This window comes from Arthrobacter sp. PAMC25564 (genome assembly GCF_004798705.1).
Lineage (GTDB): Bacteria > Actinomycetota > Actinomycetes > Actinomycetales > Micrococcaceae > Arthrobacter.
The window spans coordinates 654,474-675,722 of the sequence record NZ_CP039290.1 but is presented as its reverse complement, the minus strand read 5'-3'; the positions used below and the strand labels follow the sequence as shown (position 1 = coordinate 675,722).

The window sequence follows — 21,249 nt, the reverse complement described above, 5'->3', positions numbered from 1 at the left end:
TTCTAACGTTCAGCGATTTCCGCTGCGGCTTCCAGATATGACAGGGCCCCGCTGGACGAGGGGTCATATGTCATGACGGTTTGCTGGTAACTGGGTGCTTCGGAAATACGCACGGAGCGCGGAACTACAGCACCAAGTACTTGCTGCGGGAAATGTTCCCGGACCTCTGCAGCCACCTGGGCGGCAAGGTTGGTGCGGCCGTCGTACATGGTGAGCAGAATGGTGGAAACAACCAGATCCGCATTCAAATGCTTCTGGATCATCTCGATGTTCTTCAGCAACTGGCTCAGTCCCTCGAGTGCGTAGTACTCGCACTGAATCGGGATGAGGACCTCGTTGGCGGCACAGAAGGCATTGACGGTGAGGAGTCCCAGGCTGGGAGGGCAGTCGATGAAGATATAGTCGAGCCGCTCCTCACCATTTGCGGCGCGTTCCTTGGAATAGACATCGATCGCCCGGCGCAGCCGCTGTTCGCGGGCTACGAGGCTTACCAGCTCGATCTCGGCACCGGCCAGATGAATGGTGGCGGGGGCGCAGATCAGCTTGCCGATATCAGGGCAGGGAGCCACAACGTCCTTCAGCGGCATGTCGTTGATCAGGACATCGTAGATGCTGTCGACGTCGGCGTGGTGTTCAATCCCCAGAGCCGTCGAGGCGTTCCCTTGTGGGTCAATGTCGATCACCAGGACATTGAGTCCGGCGGCGGCCAGGGCGGCGGCGATGTTGACCGTTGTGGTGGTCTTGCCAACGCCACCCTTCTGGTTGGAGACGGTGAAGATCCGGGTCTTCTCCGGCTTTGGCAGGTTCCGGCCCAGCAACCGTTCACGGCGCCTGTTCTCGTGCGCGAGCTCCCGGGCAATGGGGCTGGAATCGTCGATGGAGTCCAGGACGTTACGGCTGGCAGAAACTGCTGTTTCACGTGAAACATTCGCCATGCCGGTGCTTCGTGCAACCGATGCCGTGTGATTTCCTGAGTAATCATGAGCGACTGCGGGCGCAACAAACGCCCTTGCGGACCCCAGGGACACAAACGGGGGGATCCGCTGTGTGGAGGCTTCGCTACTGGTCACTGTGACACACTCACTCTCGTCCGGCTTTCACTGCCGGTTACTAGCCTAACCTCTTCCCCTTGGACTCCACGGGCACCGGGCTGGTGCTAGGTAATCTTTCGAGGCTTCTTCACGACGATCCGGACAACGGTTGTGGGTTCCTCAAGAAGATCCCCACCGACCACCACCACGGATGTCTCGACGCCGCCCAGCTTCCGGATCACCTTGGCTGCCTTTTCGATCTCCTCGCCGGCGCTGCGTCCCTTGATCGCAATGACCTCACCGTTGCCGGCAAGCAGCGGAATGGTCAGTCCGGCAAGGTTTGACAGCGCAGACACGGCCCGGGCCGTCACCACATCGGCGTCGACCATACCGACGGCAAGTTCCGCGCGGGTGCGCATGACCGTGACATTCTTCAGGCCCAGATCATCCACTACTTCCTGCAGCCAGATGACACGTCGTTCAAGGGGCTCAATAAGCGTTAATTCCAGGTCCGGCCGCGCGATGGCCAGGCACAGACCAGGCAGCCCGGCCCCGCTGCCGACGTCGGCCACGTGGCTGCCCTGGGCAATCTGGCTCTCGATGACCGCACAGTTCAGCACATGCCGGCTCCACAGTCGGGGCACCTCCCGCGGGCCGATCAGGCCCCGTTCGGTGCCGGTTGTGGCTAGATGCTCTACATAGCGCTTCGCGAGGTCCAGGCGGTCGCCAAAAATCGATTGTGCTGCCTGCAGTTCGGCCGCAGAAATTTCAACCATCAAGCTACTCAACGGATTCAGTCTGCGGAAACGACGATGTGCCGGTCGGCGCCTTCGCCCTCGGACTCACTGACAAACCCGAGATCCGCGACGGCGTCGTGCACGATCTTCCGCTCATAAGCGCTCATCGGCGCCAGTGCGACGGACTCGCCGGACTCCTTGACGGAGGCCACCGCCTCCTCTGCGATCTTCTGCAGCTCACCGGAACGTTCCGCCCGGTAACCGTTGATGTCCAGCACCAGGCGCGACCGGTTCTCCGTGGCGGACAGGACCGCCAGGCGAGTCAGCTCCTGCAGTGCTTCGAGGACTTCGCCGTCCTGGCCCACCAGGTTCTCCAGGCCGGCCGATTCTTCCTCGGTAACGATCGAGATATAGGTGCGGCCGTTGCGGACCTCAATGTCGATGTCGCCGTCGATGTCAGCGATGTCCAGGAGTTCCTCGAGATAGTCGGCCGCCACGTCGCCTTCTTCTTCCAGGCGGCTTGGGGTCGCCTCCTCTTCGGAGTTCCCGGATTCCTGACCCGCATCCTGGACATCGTCCTGGCCAGCGTCCACAGTCTCGTCGTCGATGACCTCGGTGGAAAAAGTGTGTTCGGTGCTCTCGGCGGACATTACTTCCTCTTCCTGTTTTTACGTTGCGGCTGGATGCGCTGGCTCTTGGCCTCAGCCACAGCAGCGGCGGCAGCTTCGGCGGCCTCGGCGTCGGCCTTCTTGGCACCCATCAGCGGCAGGGCCGGCAGGCCCCGGGCGGCCCTGCGCTCAGCAAGTGCCTTCGCTGCGGGGGATCCCGGCGTCGGCATCCGGCGGATCACGAAGAACTGCTGGCCCATGGTCCAGAGGTTGGTGGTGGTCCAGTAGATCAGGACACCGATCGGGAAGTTGATGCCACCCACGCCAAAGACGAGCGGCAGGATGTAGAGCATCATCTTCTGCTGGCGCATGAACGGGCTGGCCATGGCCTCTTCGGACATGTTCTTGGCCATGATCTGCTTCTGCGTGATGAACTGCGAGGCCGTCATGGCCAGGATCATCACGATCGAGAGAACCCATACGACCATTTCCTGGTCCCCGCCGCCGCCATGCAGGAGGGAGGCCGACAGCGGAGCGCCGAAGATGCTTGACTCGTCGAACTGCTTGACCTGCTCGACGCTCATGGCGCCGATACCCTGGCCGCCCGCCTTGGCGGTGCTGATGCCGGAAAGAACCTGGAACAGGGCGAAGAAAAACGGCATCTGGATCAGCATGGGCAGGCAGGCCGAGAACGGGTTGGTGCCGTGCTTCTTGTACAGGGCCATCTGCTCCTGCGCCATGGCCTGGCGGGACAGCTGGTCGGTCTTGCCCTTGTACTTGTCCTGCATCTTCTTCAGGTCAGGCTGCAGCAACTGCATGCCACGCTGGGCCTTGATCTGCTTGACGAAGACCGGAATCAGGGCGGCGCGGATGACCAGCACCAGCCCGATGATGGACAGCGTCCACGTCCAGCCGTTGGCCGCCGGCAAGCCGATGACGCTCAGTCCGTCATGGAATCCGACCATAATGACCGAGACCAGCCACTTGAACGGAAACATGATTGTTCCAAAGAAGTCCATACGATATCCCTATTCGTCAGGCCGCAAAGCGGCCTTCTCCATCAGACTGAGCAGCCAGGTACTTGTCCGGGTTGTTCAACACAACAATTGTGGGGGTGCGGTCTTCGGGCCACTCCCGGTGGCCGGCGGGGACGTGGTCCACTCCACCGGCGTTCCAGGGATGGCAGCGCGCCAGGCGCCGGGCAGCGAGCCAGCTTCCCTTCACAGCACCATGGACCGTGATCGCCTCCAGGGCGTAGGCCGAGCAGCTGGGGAAGAAGCGGCATACCTGGCCGTACAGCGGTGAAATCACCTTGCGGTAGGCCATCAGCAGCAGAATGAGGATATTGCGCGGCAGGTTCCAGAGGGCAGTGCCCAACCAGAGCAGGGCTGATACCAGAGCCGCTGATTTCAGATGAGGGACGGCGGCAGTTGAGTTACGCACGCGGGGTCCCTTCCTGTGTTATCTCGTCAGAAACTGATGAAGCAGCCTGGGGAAGGCGGCTGCCCAGCCGTTTCATCGTTGTTTCCAAAGCGGCGTCATAGTCGGCAAGCAGTTGGTCCCAGCTGGCCCCCGCCGCGGCGGGCAGGGCCCTGACCACGATGGCGAACCCACTGCCGTATTTCTGCAACGACAAGGCGCCGGCTTCTCTCAGTCTCCTCTTAACGAGGTTCCTGACAACAGCGTTCCCGACACTCTTGGAAACGATGAATCCGATCCGGCTTGGTTCATCGGCAGCGCAAGCTGCCGTATATAACACTAAGTTCCGGCGTCCATTGCGGACGCCGGAACGTACAGTTGTTGAAAAATCGGTTGATGTCCTTAGACGGTTCCGGGTGGCTAGCACCGTTCAACTCGCACAGGGATGTGGACCGACGAGTCAGTATTTAGGCCGACAGTTCGGTGCGGCCCTTGCCACGACGGGCTGCCAGGATGGCACGGCCGGCACGGGTACGCATACGAAGGCGGAAGCCGTGCTTCTTGGCTCGACGGCGGTTATTCGGCTGAAAAGTCCGCTTGCTCACGTTAGTTACTCCAGTGGATCAAAGGTGCGCCCACCCGATCAAGGGGAAGAACTGGCCGACGCTTATGTGTATGTGCCGCTGCCCTGGACTCGCAAGACGCGGAGCGTCAGGGAGAGATTCAAATTAGGGCGGAAAGCGGACACAAAGGACTTCACAACGTTAGGGCAAAATCCCACCGAGAGTCAAACCGGGGGTCGCTTCGCAGACTATCCCCAGCTGTGGCTAACTTACGTGCCAGCCTGTGGATGAAATGGGTCACAGGGCCCGATCCAGAACCACAACGGTGTAATTATCCACAGGCCTCAACCCAGCTATCTTCTAGGCTTTTGATCCCCTAGAGTGGCTCAGTAGCCGATTATCCACGGACTGTGCATAACCCTGTGGATGAAGCCGGGGCCAGGGCACTGGTTCACGACTTGTGGCTGCAGTTAATGCAGACAAGCAAGTTTGAGGAACTGATTGATGACAGTAGACGAAGCCAACCAAGCCAACACTGTCGGAAGTTCCTGGCGGCGAGTAGTGAGCCTTCTCGAGAACGACCACCGTGTCTCACCCCGGCAGCGCGGCTTCGTTATCCTCGCCCAGGCGCAAGGACTGATCGGCTCCACCCTTCTCGTGGCAGTGCCGAACGAACTGACCCGGGAGGTCCTGCAGACCCAGGTCAAGGAAGCCCTCGACGACGCCCTCCGGAATGTCTTCTCCGACGAAATCCGCTGTGCGATCGACGTCGACACCGATCTGGTGCCGCTGCACACTGAACCGGAACCCGCCGTCGAACTTTCCCGCGGGGCGGACCCCACGGTGGAGCTCAAGCCGCAGCCGATGCTGCCTAGCACCTCCCACGAATTCGGCCGCCTCAATCCGAAGTACGTCTTCGACACCTTCGTGATCGGATCCTCCAACCGTTTCGCCCATGCGGCCGCCGTCGCCGTCGCCGAGGCACCGGCGAAGGCCTACAACCCATTGTTCATCTACGGCGATTCCGGACTGGGCAAGACCCACCTGCTGCACGCGATCGGCCACTATGCCCGCCGGCTCTACAGCGGCATCCGCGTCAGGTACGTGAACTCCGAGGAATTCACCAACGACTTCATCAACTCCATCCGGGACGACGAAGGCACCAGCTTCAAGACCACCTACCGCAACGTCGATGTCCTGCTCATTGATGACATCCAGTTCCTGGCCGGCAAGGACCGGACGCTGGAGGAGTTCTTCCACACCTTCAATGCCCTGCACAACAACAACAAGCAGGTCGTCATCACCTCCGACCAGCCGCCCAAGCTCCTGGCGGGTTTCGAAGACCGGATGAAATCACGCTTCGAGTGGGGCCTGCTGACGGACATCCAGCCGCCCGAGCTGGAAACCCGGATAGCGATTCTCCGGAAGAAGGCCCTCAGCGAGGGTCTCTCCGCACCGGATGATGCCCTGGAATACATCGCATCCAAGATTTCCAGCAACATCCGCGAACTCGAGGGCGCCCTGATCCGGGTCACCGCGTTCGCCAGCCTGAACCGCCAGCCGGTCGATGTGGCCCTGGCCGAAATGGTCCTCAAGGACCTCATCACCGATGACGGCGCCCAGGAAATCACCTCCGCGCAGATCCTGACGCAGACGGCGGACTACTTCAAGCTCAGCATGGAAGAGCTCTGCAGCAAATCCCGCACCCGCACCCTGGTCACCGCACGGCAGATCGCCATGTACCTGTGCCGCGAGCTCACGGACATGTCCCTTCCCAAGATCGGCCAGGAGCTCGGCGGCCGCGACCACACCACGGTGATCCATGCGGACCGCAAGATCCGCGAACTGATGGCCGAACGCCGTGTGATCTACAACCAGGTGACCGAGCTGACCAACCGGATCAAGCAGCAGCAGCGCAATTCCTGAGCCGTCCGGTCACACACTCCTACCTTATTAACAGGCACCTGTGGACAACCCTGTGGATAGTTAAGGGGACAACCGCGGTTAATGGGCTTAAAACCCTTAAGGCGTCTGTGGATCAGCGAATCAGCCGAAAAAGTTGTCCCCATCCACAGCCTGTTTAAAACCTGCTGAACCCACAGTCCATGAACAGGGCTTAACCGCGGAACGGCACCGCGAAACGGAGTTATCCACAGTTTCCACAGCAGTTATTAACACTACTAATCCCAAGAAAATGAAATTCCCTCAAACAACAGTTTCTTGTCCGGCCCCCCTGACACGGCCTGGCCGTCCCCGACAACGGCGAAGAACGGAGCCAGGAACAGCCTGCCGGAGCACCAGCGGTGCAACCCGGGGATGGGAGAAACTCACATCATGGGGCTAAGCTGTCTGCAGTGCGTCCGTCCCGGAAAAACTTGTGGTTCACAACTGGCCCGCGGCACCCGGAACGGGAGGCACTTCCCTTTGTGATGGAGCCCGGCCCTGCCGGAGCCCTTACGGTTCGATGTTTTTGGCGATGACAGCAGCAATGAAAGGCGGCACCCTTCCGTGAAGTTCAGAGTCGAGCGGGACGTCCTGGCCGAGGCCGTGACCTGGACCGCCCGGTCGTTGTCTCCGCGGCCGCCAGTGCCGGTACTTTCGGGCCTGCTGCTCAAGGCCGAAGCGGGCACCGTCAGCCTCTCGAGTTTCGATTATGAAACCTCTGCGAGGCTCGAAATCCCTGCCGACATCACCACCGAGGGCACCATCCTGGTCTCCGGACGCTTGCTCGCCGATATCTGCCGCAGCCTGCCATCCGCTCCCGTCGACATCGAAACCGACGGCAACAAGGTCACTCTGAGCTGCCGCCGAAGCAGCTTCCACCTGGCCACCATGCCGGAAGCCGAATACCCGCCGTTGCCTGCCCTGCCGCCGATCAGCGGCACCGTGCCGGGCGACACCTTCGCCCAGGCGGTTTCCCAGGTGATCATCGCTGCCAGCAAGGACGACACCCTCCCGATCCTCACCGGCGTCCGGATGGAGATCGAGGACGATCTCATCACGCTCCTCGCAACGGACCGCTATCGTCTGGCCATGCGCGAACTGCCCTGGAAGCCTGTCACCCCGGGAATTTCCACCACAGCCCTGGTCAAGGCAAAAACGCTCAACGAAGTGGCGAAGACCCTCGGCAGCAGCGGCGACATCAACCTCGCCCTTGCCGAAGACGACAGCCGGCTCATCGGCTTCGAAAGCGGCGGCCGCACCACGACCTCGCTCCTGGTCGACGGCGACTACCCCAAGATCCGCTCGCTCTTTCCGGAATCAACCCCGATCCACGCCACGGTCCAGTCCCAGGAACTGGTCGATGCAGTGCGCCGTGTCTCCCTCGTGGCCGAACGCAACACCCCCGTCCGGCTCGCGTTCACCCAGGGCCAGCTGCATCTGGACGCAGGCACCGGGGAAGATGCCCAGGCCTCGGAAGAGCTCGAGGCCCAGCTGACCGGCGATGACATCACGGTTGCCTTCAACCCGCATTACCTGATCGAGGGCCTGAGCGTCATCGAAACCAAGTTCGTGCGCTTCTCCTTCACAGCTGCCCCGAAGCCGGCGATGATCACGGCCCAGCAAGACGCGGACGGCGAGGACCAGGGCGATTACCGCTACCTGGTCATGCCGGTCCGGCTCCCCAACTAGCTCACAGACGTTGTCGTTTTGAACCCTCAAAACGGCAACTAGTGCGAGCCAGTTGGGTGACGTTCCAGCCTGAAATACCCCAGCGCAGAAAAGAGTTCATACCGTGCACATCGGACTGATCGGCCTTGGAAAAATGGGTTTCAACATGCGCGAACGGATGCGCAACGGTGGAATCCAAGTGACGGGTTTTGACCGCAACACCGACGTCACCGACGTCGCAAGCATCGACGAGCTCATCGCCGCTGTGCCGGCGCCGCGACTCATCTGGGTGATGGTCCCGTCAGGCGACATCACCGACGCCGTGATCACCGAACTCGGCAACAAGCTCGACGCCGGGGACCTCGTGATCGACGGCGGCAACTCCCGCTTCACCGAGGACCAGAAACACGGCGCGGCCCTGGCCCAAAAGAGCATCCGTTTCGCCGATTGCGGGGTTTCGGGCGGTGTCTGGGGGCTTCAGAACGGCTACGGCCTGATGGCAGGCGGGGACGCAGCGGACATCGAACGTGCCCTGCCGGTCTTCGACGTTCTTCGTCCCGAAGGCGACCGCGCCGACAGCTTCGTCCACGTCGGCGGGATCGGCGCCGGGCACTACGCCAAGATGGTCCACAACGGAATCGAATATGGCCTGATGCAGGCATACGCGGAAGGCTACGAACTCCTCGCCGCGAAGGACATCGTCACCGATCTTCCGGGAACCTTCCGGGCCTGGCAGAAAGGCACCGTCGTGCGGTCCTGGCTGCTGGACCTGATGGTCAAGGCGCTCGATGAAGACCCGGGCTTGGAATCCATTGACGACTACGTCGAGGATTCCGGCGAAGGACGCTGGACCGTCGAGGAGGCCATCGCCAATGCGGTGCCCGCACCGGCCATCACGGCGGCACTGTTCGCCCGCTTCTCCTCCCGGGAGGACACTTCGCCGGCAATGAAGATGGTTTCGGCCTTGCGCCACCAGTTCGGCGGGCATTCCACCCGTCCGGCGAAATAGTTCCGCCCTGAGATCCTGAACCCGGCGTGTATCTAGAAAAACTCTCCCTGTTTGATTTCCGCAGTTACGCCCAGGTGGACCTGAGCCTCGAGCCTGGCGTCACCGTCCTTGTCGGGTCCAACGGGATCGGCAAGACCAACCTGATGGAAGCGATCGGCTACCTTGCCACGCTCAGCTCGCACCGGGTCAGTTCCGATGCCCCGCTGCTTCGTTTCGGCACGGAAAGGGCGATGATCCGGGCCAAGCTGGTGCGCGGCGGGCAGTCCACCGTCCTGGAGCTCGAAATCAACGCCAGCCGTGCCAACCGTGCACGGATCAACCGGAGCAATCCTGTGCGCGCCCGCGACATCCTCGGCATCTGCCAGACCGTACTCTTCGCGCCGGAGGATCTGGCCCTGGTCAAGGGCGATCCGTCGAACCGCAGGCGATTCCTTGACGACCTCCTCGTCAGCCTGATCCCGCGCCATGCTGCCACCCGGGGCGACTATGACCGGGTCCTGAAACAGCGCAATGCGCTGCTCAAATCGGGCCGGAGCGGCAAGTTCAGCTCCGCCCATGAAGCCACGCTCGACGTCTGGGACCAGCACATGGCGAGGGCCGGTGCGGAACTGCTGCACGCGCGGCTTGAACTGGTGGAGCGGCTGCGTCCGCACCTGAAGAACGCCTACGCCCAGCTCACCGACGGGTCGAAGGAAGCCGGCGCCATCTACCGCTCCACGCTGCAGCATGCTACAGAGGACGACGGCCCCGCGCCCGCCGCCACAGACGGGACCGGGCAGGCTGAAGATCTCCGTTTGCTTTCGATCGATGAGCTGACGGACCGTTATGTCCAGGCCTTCGCGGCATCGCGCCGCAAAGAACTGGAGCGGGGCATCTCGCTGGTCGGGCCGCACCGCGATGAGCTCGAACTCGTGTTGGGCGTGGCACCGGCCAAGGGCTATGCCTCCCACGGGGAAACCTGGTCCATGTGCCTGTCCCTCCGGCTGGCCTCGTACTATGTGATGCTGGACGACGCCCGGACCGGCGGTTCCGCGCCGATCCTGATCCTGGATGATGTTTTTGCCGAGCTGGATGTCCAGCGGCGGCGTAAACTGGCGGCAATAGTATCCGGTGCCGAGCAGGTATTGGTCACTGCCGCCGTCGAGGACGATATCCCGGCGGAGCTGGCCGGACGGCGGGTGAAGGTCATCCCGGGAGGAATCGATGAGCCGGAATATCGATGAATAAGGACACCGACGGCGGCCTGCAACCGGGCCGCGACCCCGATGACATCGATGCTGCCCAGGCGGCTTTGAACAGGATGCGCGACGCGGCCGCTGCCCGCGGGGAGATCCGGCGGAAGGCCCCGCCACGGCCCGGTTCCAGCCCGCAGAAACCCGGCCGCGGCATCGGTGGGACCCGCGGATTTCGGCAGTTCCACTCCACCGGACGTGACCCGCTGGGGTTGGGAAAGGTCGTTGGGCGCCTCGTCGCGGAACGCGGCTGGAGTTCACCGGTGGCGGTTGGTTCCGTGATGGCTCAATGGGGAACCCTGGTGGGACCGGAAATCTCAGCCCACTGCACCCCCGAGAGTTTCGAGAACACGACCCTGCACGTGCGGTGTGATTCCACGGCCTGGGCCACGCAGCTTCGCCTGTTGAGCCTGAGCCTGCTGGAAAAGTTCCGCACCGAATTGGGCGACGGCATCGTGACCAGCATCAAGGTCCTCGGCCCCGCCGCGCCGAGCTGGCGGAAGGGCATCCGGACAGTCAACGGCCGCGGTCCCCGGGACACCTACGGGTAGTTACGCCGTGCCGGAAGCCTCCGGATCTGAAGCACTCCTTGCAAAAATGCTTGAAAATTCCGCAAGCCGCGTGTAGGGCGCTTTAACGCCCGGGAGCCGTATAGGAACCTAGGGCAGGACCCCTAACGCCGTGCAGGGGGAGCCAACGGCCTCCCAGCGGCACTTTCCAGCGCGTTTGAGGCCTCGGAATGCGGGATAACGCTCCCTCGCACGGTAGAATTGTGGTAGATAACTGGGCGCCGGTGAAACGTTGACTGAGTCCGTTTCCGACGCAATGTCTGCGTGCGGCGGACGGTTCCTCGAGTCAGCGGACCAGCCGGTGCAGTCAGCGACGTGCCTGTTGGCAAAAGCCTTTCCCCCGGGAAGTGGCAACGGCCGGCCTTCAACGAATAAAGAGGAGTCGAAAGCGCCTGTGGCTAACGACAATGCAGATATCCCGGCAGTGGAACCAGCAGCGGAGGACGCCCTCACGGCTGATGCGCTGCCGGAGGCCGATACCCCGGAGGCCGATACCCGTCATGGGTACGGAGCCAGCGATATTACGGTGCTGGAGGGACTGGAAGCCGTCCGCAAACGCCCGGGCATGTATATCGGATCCACGGGTCCGCGCGGATTGCACCACCTGGTCTATGAAGTCGTTGACAACTCGGTCGACGAAGCCCTGGCCGGCTACTGCACCCACATTGAAATCGTTCTGCAGGCCGACGGCGGGGTCAAGGTGGTCGACAACGGCCGCGGCATCCCGGTCGACATGCACCCGACGGAGCACAAGCCCACAGTCGAAGTCGTTATGACCATCCTGCACGCGGGCGGCAAGTTCGGCGGCGGCGGCTATGCCGTGTCCGGCGGCCTGCACGGCGTCGGCATTTCGGTGGTCAACGCGCTCTCCAGCCGCGTCGAGACGGAGGTCCGCCGGCAGGGCCACGTCTGGCGGATGACATTCGCCGACGGCGGCAAGCCGCAGGGCGGACTGGTCAAGGGCGGGGAAACCACCGAGACCGGCACGACGCAGACGTTCTACCCGGATGCCAGCATCTTTGAGAGCACGGAATTCGACTTTGAGACGCTGCGGGCCCGCTTCCAGCAGATGGCCTTCCTGAACAAGGGCCTTCGCATCACGCTGACCGACGAACGCCAGCCCGCCGGGGAACCGTCCGAGGACGCGGACCTGGACCTCGATGCGGTTCCCACCGAAGGCGAAGTCCCCGCCGAGCACCACACGGTCGTCTACCAGTACGACGACGGGCTGCTGGACTACGTCAAGCATTTGAACTCCGGTAAAAAGGTCGATGTGGTCCACGAGGACGTCATCTCCTTCGAAACCGAGGACAAGGAACGCCACATCGCGCTGGAAATGGCGATGCAGTGGACCACCGCGTATTCCGAGAGCGTCCATACCTACGCCAACACCATCAACACCCACGAGGGCGGCACCCACGAAGAGGGGTTCCGCGCCGCGATGACATCGCTGATCAACCGCTATGCGCGGGAGAAGAGCATCATCAAGGAAAAGGATGACAACCTCACCGGTGACGACATCCGTGAGGGCCTGACAGCGGTCATCTCCGTCAAGCTGGCGGAGCCCCAGTTTGAGGGGCAGACCAAGACAAAGCTTGGCAATTCCGAGGTCAAGGGCTTCGTCCAGCGCGTCGTTACGGATGGGCTCGGAGACTGGCTGGAACGTAATCCCGGTCCGGCCCGTGACGTCATCCGCAAGGCGATTTCCGCGGCCCAGGCCCGGATGGCTGCCCGCAAGGCCCGGGACAACGCACGCCGCAAGAGCCCGCTGGAGTCGTTCGGCATGCCCGGAAAACTCTCCGATTGCTCGTCCAAGGATCCCTCGAAGTGCGAGGTCTACATCGTGGAGGGCGATTCCGCCGGCGGTTCCGCCAAGCGCGGCCGCAACCCGGCAACCCAGGCGATCCTGCCGCTGCGTGGGAAGATCCTGAACGTGGAGCGGGCCAGGCTGGACAAGGCACTGGGCAACGCCGAGGTCCAGTCCATGATCACGGCCTTTGGCACCGGGATCGGCGAGGACTTCGACCTCGCCAAGCTGCGCTATCACAAGATCGTCCTGATGGCCGATGCCGACGTCGACGGCCAGCACATCACCACACTGCTGATGACCCTGCTGTTCCGCTATATGCGCCCGCTGATCGAAAACGGCTACGTCTACCTCGCCCAGCCGCCGCTGTACCGGATCAAGTGGTCGAACGCCCCGCACGACTACGTCTACAGCGACCGCGAACGCGATGCCAAACTTCTCTCCGGCCAGGCCGCCGGCCGCCGTATCCCCAAGGACAACGGGATCCAGCGCTACAAGGGCCTCGGCGAAATGGACTACACCGAACTCTGGGACACCACCATGGATCCGGACCACCGCACGCTGCTGCAGGTCACCATGGATGATGCCTTGGCGGCAGACCAGACCTTCTCCGTATTGATGGGCGAGGACGTGGAATCCCGCCGGAACTTCATTCAGCAGAACGCCAAGGACGTTCGGTTCCTCGATATCTAGCGGCCACCAGCCCTTGAATATTCCTGGACTGATATATACCTGAAACGGAAAATATAGACTATGAGTGACGAAACACCCGAGGTTCCGGCCGAATCTGCCGATGCCGCCGAACCCGTCCTAGAGGGTGATGTGCTGGTAGACCGCATCGAACAGGTGGATCTGCAGACCGAAATGCAGCGCTCCTACCTCGACTATGCGATGGCGGTGATCGTGGGACGTGCCCTGCCGGACGTCCGAGACGGTCTCAAGCCTGTCCACCGCCGTGTGCTGTACGCGATGTTCGACGGCGGTTACCGCCCGGAGCGCTCGTTCAACAAATGCGCCCGCGTGGTCGGCGAGGTCATGGGCCAGTACCACCCGCACGGTGACACGGCCATCTATGATGCGCTGGTCCGGCTGATCCAGGACTGGACCATGCGTTACCCGTTGGCGCTGGGACAGGGCAACTTCGGCTCGCCCGGCAACGACGGGGCAGCCGCACCGCGGTACACCGAAACCAAGATGGCCCCGCTTGCGATGGAGATGGTCCGCGACATCGACGAGGAAACCGTCGACTTCCAGGACAACTACGACGGCAAGAACCAGGAACCCACGATCCTGCCGTCGCGTTTCCCGAACCTGCTGGTCAACGGCTCCTCGGGCATCGCCGTCGGCATGGCCACCAATATCCCCCCGCACAACCTCCGGGAGGTGGCTGACGGCGTCCAGTGGTACCTGGCCAACCCGACAGCCAGCCGCGAGGAACTGCTCGAAGAGCTGATCCAGCGCATCAAGGGACCCGACTTCCCGACAGGCGCCACGATCCTGGGCCACAAAGGGATCGAGGATGCTTACCGCACGGGCCGCGGCTCGATCACCATGCGGGCCGTCGTCAACGTGGAGGAACTCCAGGGCCGCACCTGCCTCGTCGTCACGGAACTGCCCTACCAGGCCAACCCGGACAACCTGGCCATCAAGATCGCGGAACTTGTCAAGGACGGCAAGATCTCGGGAATCGCCGACCTCCGCGACGAAACCTCCGGACGCACGGGCCAGCGCCTCGTGATCGTGCTCAAGCGCGACGCCGTCGCCAAGGTCGTGCTGAACAACCTCTACAAGCACACCCAGCTGCAGGACAACTTCGCCGCGAACATGCTGGCGATTGTCGACGGGGTGCCCCGCACACTGAGCCTTGACGCGTTCATCCGCCACTGGGTAACCCACCAGCTGGACGTCATCGCCCGCAGGACGCGCTACCGCCTCCGCAAGGCCGAGGAGGAAGCGCACATCCTGCGCGCCCTGCTCAAGGCGCTGGACATGCTGGATGAGGTCATTGCCCTGATCCGCGCATCCAACACCACCGAGGCGGCCCGCGATGGCCTGATGCAGCTGCTGGACATTGACGAGCTCCAGGCCCGGGCGATCCTGGACATGCAGCTCCGCCGGCTGGCGGCCCTGGAACGCCAGAAGATCCAGGACCGCCACGCGGAGCTGGAAGCCATGATCACCGAGTACAACTCGATCCTGGCCTCCGAGGTGCGCCAGCGCGAAATCATCAGCAACGAGCTCGCCGAGATCGTCGCCAAGCACGGCGACGACCGCCGCACCAAGGTCCTGCTGGGCTTCGACGGCGACATGTCCATGGAAGACCTGATCCCCGAAGAGGAAATGGTCGTCACCATCACCCGCGGCGGCTATGTCAAGCGCACCCGCAGTGACAACTACCGCTCGCAGCAGCGCGGCGGCAAGGGGATCAAGGGCGCCCAGCTGCGCGGCGATGACGTCGTCGAACACTTCTTCGTCACGACGACGCACCACTGGCTGCTGTTCTTCACCAACCTGGGACGCGTCTACCGGGCCAAGGCCTACGAACTCGCGGAAGCCGGACGTGATGCCAAGGGCCAGCACGTGGCCAACCTGCTGGCCTTCCAGCCCGATGAGCACATCGCCCAGGTGCTGGACCTCCGGGACTACCAGCACTCACCCTACCTCGTGCTCGCCACCAAACGCGGTCTCGTCAAGAAGACCCGGCTGGAGGACTATGACACCAACCGGTCCGCCGGCGTCATCGCGATCAACCTGCGTGACGGCGACGAGTTGGTATCCGCCCAGCTGGTCTCGGAAACCGATGACCTGATGCTGGTGTCCCGCATGGGCCAGTCCATCCGCTTCACCGCGACCGATGAAGCCTTGCGCCCCATGGGCCGGGCAACGTCGGGTGTGACCGGAATGAAGTTCCGTGAGGACGATGAACTGCTGGCAGCCGACGTCGTCAAGGACGGTTCGTTCGTCTTCATCGTCACCGAAGGTGGCTACGCCAAACGCACCGCGGTGGAGGAATACCGGCTCCAGGGCCGCGGTGGACTCGGCATCAAGGTGGGCAAGTACCAGGAGGAGCGCGGACACCTCGTGGGCGCCCTGATTGTCCAGGAAGAGGATGAAGTACTGGTGGTCATGGAGGGCGGCAAGGTGGTCCGTTCCTCGGTGGCCGGTGTGCCCGCCAAGGGCAGGGACACCATGGGCGTCATCTTTGCCAAGCCTGACAAGAACGACCGCATCATCGAGGTTGCGCGCAACAGCGAACGCGGTCTGGACGGCGACGAATCGGACGATGACGTAACGTTGGCTGAAAATACCGGATCACATGAGCGGTCCGCAGAGGCAGAATCAGTACCGGCCCCGGAGTCAGATGAATCGGGCAATGCCGAGCTGGACGAAGACAATACCGGAGGTAACGAGTGAGTAATTCCGACTCATATCCCAAGCCAGGCAGCGGCGTTCCTGGCGGAACGCGGCAGCCTGCAGCCGCCCCGCGCGTGGGGGCTCCCACGCGTCCGCAGCAGCGCCCGGGCGTGCCCGGCCTGGCCCCGGATTCAACACAGCGTCCGCCGGCCCCCGGACAGCGGCCTGTGCAGGGCCAACGCCCTGCAGCGCCGGGACAGCGTCCGCAGTTTTCCGGGCAGCGGCCCGACCAGCAGGCGGGCCTGATCAAGCCGGCGCCCAAGGCGAAGGTGCGCCGTGCCCGCCTGCTGGTCAGCAAGGTGGAGCCATGGTCCGTCCTGAAGATGGCGTTCCTGCTCTCGGTGGCCTTGGGCATCGTGACCGTCGTGGCCGCGATCGTACTTTGGACAGTGCTGGACCTGACCGGGATCTTTGACCAGGTGGACAGCCTGCTCGGAACCCTGGCCGGCTCGGAGGGCGGCGGCTTCGAACTCAAGAAGGTCGCCTCGCTGGGCCAGGTGGCTTCCTTCGCCACCATCATCGCCGTGATCAACGTGGTGCTGCTGACGGCCCTCTCCGTGCTCTCGGCGGTGCTGTACAACATCTCCGCGACCCTGGTCGGCGGCATCGGCGTCACCCTCACGGACGACTAGGACCAGTATTTTTCCCGATTTTCCCGGGAAAATAGCCTCGATTTGAGATCGGGCCGGGATGTGCTGTACAGTCATATCTCGGCCCGATGAGGCATCGGGGCGTATAGCTCAGGCGGTTAGAGCGCTTCGCTGATAACGAAGAGGTCCCAGGTTCAAGTCCTGGTACGCCCACGGAACCTGTACAGGTTCTGTAGAGGTTGAGGTGATGGTCCAGGGTCAAGTGGGCCGGAACGGGGTGCAAGTGAAGAAGTTGCTGGTTATTGCAGCTACGATCGCAGGCGTCCTGCTCTACAGGAGAGTGCAGGAATCCGAAGCCCGGAAGACGGTCTGGAGCGAATCAACCGATACGGTTGACTAGTCGGGATTACCGGTACGGAGGCATGAAAGTGGCTTCCGGAACCAAGATATGATTGTCGGGTTGCTTCTTATGGGGGCATGGCGCAATTGGTAGCGCACCTGCTTTGCAAGCAGGGGGTTCGGGGTTCGAGTCCCCGTGCCTCCACCATAAGAAAGGCCCCGGATTGCGGAAACGCAGTCCGGGGCCTTTTGCATTTGCCAGATCCGGTCGACGGCGGGCTGCCTCATTCCTTGGGCTTGGCATAGTCCTCCATGCCCCGCCAGTCGATGAAGACGTACGGCTCGTCGCCCACTACCCATGGGTCGTGCCCCGGGGGTATTACGCCGAAGCCGCCCGGGCCGAACTCGCTTTCCTCGCCGTCGTCCATGACGACCTTGAGGCGGCCCGAGACGGTGTAGCCCTTGTGGGCAACCATGCAGCTGTCCGTCTGGACCATCGGTTTGACGTGCTGGGACCATTTCCATCCAGGCAGGAACGTCGCCCGGGCCACGGCGCCGGCGTCGAGATTAACGAGCTCCACCTGACCCATCCCGTCGTTGACGGGCGGGTTTCCTCCGGATTGTCCAGGTTCTTGCGGATGGTCGAAGCCATGATGGTCTCCTTTGTGGAGGATGGTGAGAACGGATTTAAGACCGGCACCGCCGCCGGCGGCCGCCAAGGATCCGGACATTCGCCACCGGCCACCCTTCGCGCCCCACTACTGTTGGACCGTGAACTTCTTCCTTGCCGCCCTCGGGGTGCTGGGGGTGGCGTCCTCCGGCCCGCTCATCGCAGCCACCCTGGGCGCGACGTCCGTCAGTGCCCTCGCCATCGCTTTTTGGCGCAACGCCATCGGGGCTGCCGTGATGGCCGCGCCCGTTCTGATCCGGCAGCCGCGCCAGTTCGCCCGCGTCACGGCCGTGGAGTTCCGCTGGTCACTGGCGGCCGCCGTTGCCCTGGCATTGCATTTCGCCTGTTTCATCACCTCCCTGCAGCTGACCTCCGTCGCTGCAGCCACGGCGCTGGTCTGCCTGCAGTCCGGCTGGATTGCCGTCTTCCAGCTGTTCCGGGGAGTCCGGCACCGGTGGCCGGTGCTGGCCGGCCTCGGCATCGCCTTTGGCGGTGTCGTGGCCATCACGGGGTTCGATATGGGCGCCTCGCCGGATGCCCTGCTGGGAGACCTTCTCGCCGTGGCTGGAGGCGCCCTGGCCGGCATCTACACCCTGGCGGGCGGGAAGGCCCGGCAGACGATGGGTACCGGCGTCTACACGACGCTGTGCTACGGCATGTGTGCCGCGCTGGTCGCGGTATTGGCGCTGGTCGCGCAGCAGCCTCTCGCAGGGTTCGACGCCGCCGGCTGGCTGGGCATCCTCGCCATCACCGTGTGCGCCCAGCTGGTGGGGCACACTGCTTTCAACCACCTGCTTGCGACGATGAGCCCGCTGCTGGTGTCCATGATCATCCTGCTGGAGATTCCCGGCGCAGCACTGCTTGCTGCGGCGTTTCTGGCGGAAAAGCTGCCCGCCGGGACCTACGGGGGACTGGCGATGATCCTGGTGGGGCTCGCCGTCGTGGTCGCCGGACAGCGGAGCTCCCGGTCGGTCAGACGCAATGCCGCCCGGCTGGCGGAACTCGGAACCGACTGACGGCGACGGCGGCTACTGGCCGCCGCGGCGTGCGGGCTGGGCAGTATTGACCGTGTGGATGGCCCGCAGCAGCTTCGCCGGGAAGTACACCGAGAAGAAGACGACCATGGGCGCCTTGAGCGCCATTTTCTTGACGTTGTGCGCCTTGTACGTGCGGTCGAAGCGCGTCACGTAATAGCGGTAGTCGCGGGGCGAATCCTCGAGCCGGCGCGCGGACATTCCGGAAACCATCTGCGGCCAGTACTGGATGCGCAGCTCATGGTCGGCCAGGTGCAGGGATAGGTCAATATCCTCATGCATCTCGTCCTTTTCATCCCGGCAGGTCTCGGTACGGATGATTTCCCAGGCGGAGCGGCGCAGGGCCATATTGGACCCAAAGAGGAAGTGATACTGATGTTTCGCGAGCTTGAGCATCAGTTGGCGCATCTTGTCATCGGCCTTGAGACCGAAGCGGCGCATCGGCATGTCGTAGTAGACTACCGGTCCCGTGGCCGCATGGACGGACCCATCCGCGAAGGCCTTTTGCACCTGTTCAACCCAGTCGGGTTCCAGCACAGAGTCTGCGTCGATCCGGCCCAGGACTTCGCCGGTGGCGTGGTCCAGGCCGAAATTCCGGGTGGGGATGAGGCCCTGGGCCAGGTCCTGGCTGAGCAGGATGATCCGGCTCTCCGGATACTCCTGCTGCATCTGCACCACGATGTCAGCTGTGCGGTCTTTGGACATGTTGTCCACCACGATGATCTCGTGCGCGGGGACGGACTGGTACACGGCGGCGATCAGGCACTGCCGGATGACGCTTTCCTCGTTGTACGCCGGGATGACAATGGAGACGGCCGGTGGCGTCACGGCAACGTTCAAGGCATCCTCGGAGGATCTATCGGGTGACATCTCCTCAAATCTAGCATCAACGGGGCAACAAGAAGGGAGGGATCCCGTCCACGACGGAATCCCTCCCTTTGCGGGCTGCAAGCGGCCCGCAGTTGAAGCTACTTGGACGTGCCGTCTTCTTTGGCTTCCTCGGCGGCGTCCGTGGCCTCTTCGGCCACACCGGCCACACCGGCGGCGGCGTCCGTCACGGAGCCGGCGAGATCGGCGGAGACCTCCGCGGCGGTGTCGGCAGCGGCAACGGCGGCGGAACCGGCCGCGTCAGCAACCTCGTGGACCTCTTTGGCCGCGTCATCCGTGGCCTCGTTGACAGTGGCCTCGTTGACAGCGGTCGCCGGCACCGGTGCAGGCGTTACCGGCGTCGGGGTCTTCCACGGATCCTCGACCGGCTTGGATGCCTTCCAGGCGGCAACACCGGCGGCGACCGCAGCGGCGATGACGCCGAAGATCAGCAGACCGCGGTGCTTGGGCTTCTGCGGCTGGGACAGTTCCCCGCTCACGGCCTTGCTGGCCTGGTCGGCCGCAGCCCTGAGATGCTTGCCCGCGGTCTGCGCCTGCTCCTGGATGTTGTGCACCACACCGGAGTCGACGAGCTTCTGGGCGACGGCATCCACATGGGCGGGCGCGCCTTCCAGCGTGCGGTGCACGGCCTCGGAGGCGTGGCCGATCTGGTCCGAAAGCCTCGGCAGGTATTCGACGACGACCCTGTCGCGGGCCTGGGCGATCACCGGCGTCGCCTTGTCCAGGGCCTCGTGGAGCCGCGGAGTGGCGACCTCCACGGCGTCGTGGATCTTCGGCGCCAGCTGGGCCAGGCCGTCCTGGATGCGCGGGGTTACGGTGGCGACGCCGTCAGCCAGGTTGTGGGCTGCCGATTTGAGCCCCTCCTGGATCTTGGGAGAAGCGCTATCGATGCCATGCTGAAGGCGCGGAACGGCCCAGTTAACGGCTGCCTCGACCCGCGGTGCCGCCCAGTCCTTGGCGTTCTCAACGCCGGTGCTGACCGACTGCTCAAGGTCACGGGCAATACGATCCGATTTCTTCACAACTACCTCCCGATTAATGTGACGGTTCTGCTGTTAGCCTACGTGTCCGGGACCGGACCGGCTATTCTTCAGGCGGATTTCGGGGTGATTTCACCCAGCGCGGAACTGGCTGTTCGGCCCTGTGTGCTTTGCCCCGCCATGGAAGAATGGGCCCTATGACTGCCATCGCAACTGCAAAAGCAACCATCCACACGAGCCTCGGCGACATCGTCGTCAACCTCTTCGGCAACCACGCTCCCAAGACCGTCGAAAACTTCGTCGGACTCGCCACCGGCGAGAAGGCCTGGACCCACCCCGAAACCGGCGAGGATAAGACCGGAACGCCGCTGTACAACGGCACCATCTTCCACCGCATCATCAAGGACTTCATGATCCAGGCCGGCGACCCGCTGGGCCGCGGTGTGGGCGGACCGGGCTACAAGTTCGACGACGAAATCCACCCGGAGCTGACCTTCAACGAGCCCTACAAGCTGGCCATGGCCAACGCCGGCATCCAGATGGGCCGCGGCACCAACGGATCCCAGTTCTTCATCACCACCATCCCCACCGGCTGGCTGCAGGGAAAGCACAGCATCTTCGGCGAGGTGGCGGACGAGGATTCCAAGAAGGTCGTTGACGCCATCGAGGGTGTCCGCACCGGCATGGGCGACCGTCCGGTCGAGGACGTCACCATCAACAGCATTGACGTCGTTAAGCTCTAAGCCC

21 protein-coding genes and 2 tRNA genes are annotated in these 21,249 nt (G+C 63.2%); 13 read left to right on the top strand and 10 right to left on the bottom strand.

Annotated elements, in window-relative coordinates; genetic code table 11:
* Positions 1-2: 2 nt before the first annotated feature.
* The 7 genes from E5206_RS03120 to rpmH all read right to left on the bottom strand — a co-directional run bounded on the left by E5206_RS03120 (position 3) and on the right by rpmH (position 4,400).
* Positions 3-1,070, bottom strand: a complete 1,068-nt coding sequence (locus E5206_RS03120) for a ParA family protein (RefSeq protein ID WP_136321218.1) — start codon at positions 1,068-1,070, stop codon at positions 3-5.
* An 86-nt stretch (positions 1,071-1,156) separates the two neighbouring features.
* On the bottom strand, positions 1,157-1,807 hold the full coding sequence (gene rsmG / locus E5206_RS03115; RefSeq protein WP_136321217.1) for a 16S rRNA (guanine(527)-N(7))-methyltransferase RsmG: 651 nt from the start codon (positions 1,805-1,807) through the stop codon (positions 1,157-1,159).
* A 17-nt stretch (positions 1,808-1,824) separates the two neighbouring features.
* A complete protein-coding gene (locus tag E5206_RS03110; protein WP_136321216.1) occupies positions 1,825-2,418 on the bottom strand; it encodes a R3H domain-containing nucleic acid-binding protein in 594 nt (197 codons plus the stop codon).
* Positions 2,418-3,395, bottom strand: coding sequence for a membrane protein insertase YidC (yidC, locus tag E5206_RS03105; RefSeq protein WP_136321215.1), 978 nt, complete (start codon positions 3,393-3,395; stop codon positions 2,418-2,420). Before yidC ends, E5206_RS03110 begins: the two co-directional genes overlap by 1 nt.
* Positions 3,396-3,411: 16 nt before the next feature.
* Positions 3,412-3,789: a membrane protein insertion efficiency factor YidD gene (gene yidD, locus E5206_RS03100; RefSeq protein ID WP_240690111.1), complete on the bottom strand. Its 378-nt coding sequence runs from the start codon at positions 3,787-3,789 to the stop codon at positions 3,412-3,414.
* Positions 3,790-3,811: 22 nt separating this feature from the next.
* Entirely contained in the window at positions 3,812-4,222 is a 411-nt protein-coding gene (gene rnpA / locus E5206_RS03095) for a ribonuclease P protein component (protein WP_136321213.1), read from the bottom strand.
* Positions 4,223-4,262: 40 nt separating this feature from the next.
* Positions 4,263-4,400 (bottom strand): 50S ribosomal protein L34, encoded by a 138-nt coding sequence (gene rpmH / locus E5206_RS03090; protein ID WP_003800212.1) that lies wholly within the window; start codon positions 4,398-4,400, stop codon positions 4,263-4,265.
* A gap of 462 nt (positions 4,401-4,862) precedes the next feature.
* On the opposite strand from rpmH, the gene dnaA reads away from it, so the two are divergent.
* The 11 genes from dnaA to E5206_RS03040 all read left to right on the top strand — a co-directional run bounded on the left by dnaA (position 4,863) and on the right by E5206_RS03040 (position 17,138).
* Positions 4,863-6,284, top strand: a complete 1,422-nt coding sequence (gene dnaA, locus E5206_RS03085; protein WP_136321212.1) for a chromosomal replication initiator protein DnaA — start codon at positions 4,863-4,865, stop codon at positions 6,282-6,284.
* A gap of 582 nt (positions 6,285-6,866) precedes the next feature.
* Positions 6,867-7,991, top strand: coding sequence for a DNA polymerase III subunit beta (gene dnaN, locus E5206_RS03080; protein WP_136321211.1), 1,125 nt, complete (start codon positions 6,867-6,869; stop codon positions 7,989-7,991).
* 103 nt (positions 7,992-8,094) lie between these two features.
* Positions 8,095-8,979, top strand: coding sequence for a phosphogluconate dehydrogenase (NAD(+)-dependent, decarboxylating) (gnd, locus tag E5206_RS03075; RefSeq protein ID WP_136321210.1), 885 nt, complete (start codon positions 8,095-8,097; stop codon positions 8,977-8,979).
* 26 nt (positions 8,980-9,005) lie between these two features.
* Positions 9,006-10,202, top strand: a complete 1,197-nt coding sequence (gene recF / locus E5206_RS03070) for a DNA replication/repair protein RecF (RefSeq protein ID WP_136321209.1) — start codon at positions 9,006-9,008, stop codon at positions 10,200-10,202.
* Positions 10,199-10,762 carry a DciA family protein gene (locus tag E5206_RS03065; protein WP_136321208.1) on the top strand — a complete coding sequence of 188 codons (564 nt, stop codon included), beginning with the start codon at positions 10,199-10,201 and terminating at the stop codon, positions 10,760-10,762. The genes recF and E5206_RS03065 overlap by 4 nt, the downstream gene beginning before the upstream one ends.
* Before the next feature lie 412 nt (positions 10,763-11,174).
* A complete protein-coding gene (gyrB, locus tag E5206_RS03060) occupies positions 11,175-13,280 on the top strand; it encodes a DNA topoisomerase (ATP-hydrolyzing) subunit B (protein ID WP_136321207.1) in 2,106 nt (701 codons plus the stop codon).
* Positions 13,281-13,340: 60 nt separating this feature from the next.
* Positions 13,341-16,001, top strand: a complete 2,661-nt coding sequence (gene gyrA, locus E5206_RS03055; protein ID WP_136321206.1) for a DNA gyrase subunit A — start codon at positions 13,341-13,343, stop codon at positions 15,999-16,001.
* Positions 15,998-16,633: a DUF3566 domain-containing protein gene (locus E5206_RS03050; protein ID WP_136321205.1), complete on the top strand. Its 636-nt coding sequence runs from the start codon at positions 15,998-16,000 to the stop codon at positions 16,631-16,633. Before gyrA ends, E5206_RS03050 begins: the two co-directional genes overlap by 4 nt.
* Positions 16,634-16,730: 97 nt before the next feature.
* Positions 16,731-16,804 (top strand) — tRNA-Ile (locus tag E5206_RS03045).
* 34 nt (positions 16,805-16,838) lie between these two features.
* Positions 16,839-16,991, top strand: a complete 153-nt coding sequence (locus tag E5206_RS19510) for a DLW-39 family protein (RefSeq protein WP_240689907.1) — start codon at positions 16,839-16,841, stop codon at positions 16,989-16,991.
* Positions 16,992-17,062: 71 nt separating this feature from the next.
* A tRNA-Ala gene (locus E5206_RS03040) sits at positions 17,063-17,138 on the top strand.
* Between the two features lie 76 nt (positions 17,139-17,214).
* On the opposite strand, the gene E5206_RS03035 is transcribed toward E5206_RS03040, so the two are convergent.
* On the bottom strand, positions 17,215-17,661 hold the full coding sequence (locus tag E5206_RS03035) for a cupin domain-containing protein (RefSeq protein WP_240689905.1): 447 nt from the start codon (positions 17,659-17,661) through the stop codon (positions 17,215-17,217).
* A gap of 40 nt (positions 17,662-17,701) precedes the next feature.
* On the opposite strand from E5206_RS03035, the gene E5206_RS03030 reads away from it, so the two are divergent.
* Positions 17,702-18,616, top strand: a complete 915-nt coding sequence (locus E5206_RS03030) for a DMT family transporter (RefSeq protein ID WP_136321204.1) — start codon at positions 17,702-17,704, stop codon at positions 18,614-18,616.
* Between the two features lie 12 nt (positions 18,617-18,628).
* On the opposite strand, the gene E5206_RS03025 is transcribed toward E5206_RS03030, so the two are convergent.
* A complete protein-coding gene (locus E5206_RS03025) occupies positions 18,629-19,504 on the bottom strand; it encodes a glycosyltransferase family 2 protein (protein ID WP_136321203.1) in 876 nt (291 codons plus the stop codon).
* Positions 19,505-19,602: 98 nt separating this feature from the next.
* Positions 19,603-20,544 carry a hypothetical protein gene (locus E5206_RS03020; RefSeq protein ID WP_136321202.1) on the bottom strand — a complete coding sequence of 314 codons (942 nt, stop codon included), beginning with the start codon at positions 20,542-20,544 and terminating at the stop codon, positions 19,603-19,605.
* Between the two features lie 155 nt (positions 20,545-20,699).
* Here E5206_RS03020 and E5206_RS03015 point away from each other — a divergent pair, with 155 nt between their 5' ends.
* Entirely contained in the window at positions 20,700-21,245 is a 546-nt protein-coding gene (locus E5206_RS03015) for a peptidylprolyl isomerase (protein WP_136321201.1), read from the top strand.
* Positions 21,246-21,249 lie beyond the last annotated feature (4 nt).

Excerpts from the sequence above, each read along its gene's own strand:
- rsmG (WP_136321217.1), bottom strand. The coding sequence starts at position 1,807 with ATGGTTGAAATTTCTGCGGCCGAACTGCAGGCAGCACAATCGATTTTT.
- E5206_RS03110 (WP_136321216.1), bottom strand. The coding sequence starts at position 2,418 with ATGTCCGCCGAGAGCACCGAACACACTTTTTCCACCGAGGTCATCGAC.
- yidC (WP_136321215.1), bottom strand. The coding sequence starts at position 3,395 with ATGGACTTCTTTGGAACAATCATGTTTCCGTTCAAGTGGCTGGTCTCG.
- dnaA (WP_136321212.1), top strand. The coding sequence starts at position 4,863 with ATGACAGTAGACGAAGCCAACCAAGCCAACACTGTCGGAAGTTCCTGG.
- E5206_RS03065 (WP_136321208.1), top strand. The coding sequence starts at position 10,199 with ATGAATAAGGACACCGACGGCGGCCTGCAACCGGGCCGCGACCCCGAT.
- gyrA (WP_136321206.1), top strand. The coding sequence starts at position 13,341 with ATGAGTGACGAAACACCCGAGGTTCCGGCCGAATCTGCCGATGCCGCC.
- E5206_RS19510 (WP_240689907.1), top strand. The coding sequence starts at position 16,839 with ATGGTCCAGGGTCAAGTGGGCCGGAACGGGGTGCAAGTGAAGAAGTTG.
- E5206_RS03035 (WP_240689905.1), bottom strand. The coding sequence starts at position 17,661 with ATGTCCGGATCCTTGGCGGCCGCCGGCGGCGGTGCCGGTCTTAAATCC.
- E5206_RS03025 (WP_136321203.1), bottom strand. The coding sequence starts at position 19,504 with ATGTCACCCGATAGATCCTCCGAGGATGCCTTGAACGTTGCCGTGACG.
- E5206_RS03015 (WP_136321201.1), top strand. The coding sequence starts at position 20,700 with ATGACTGCCATCGCAACTGCAAAAGCAACCATCCACACGAGCCTCGGC.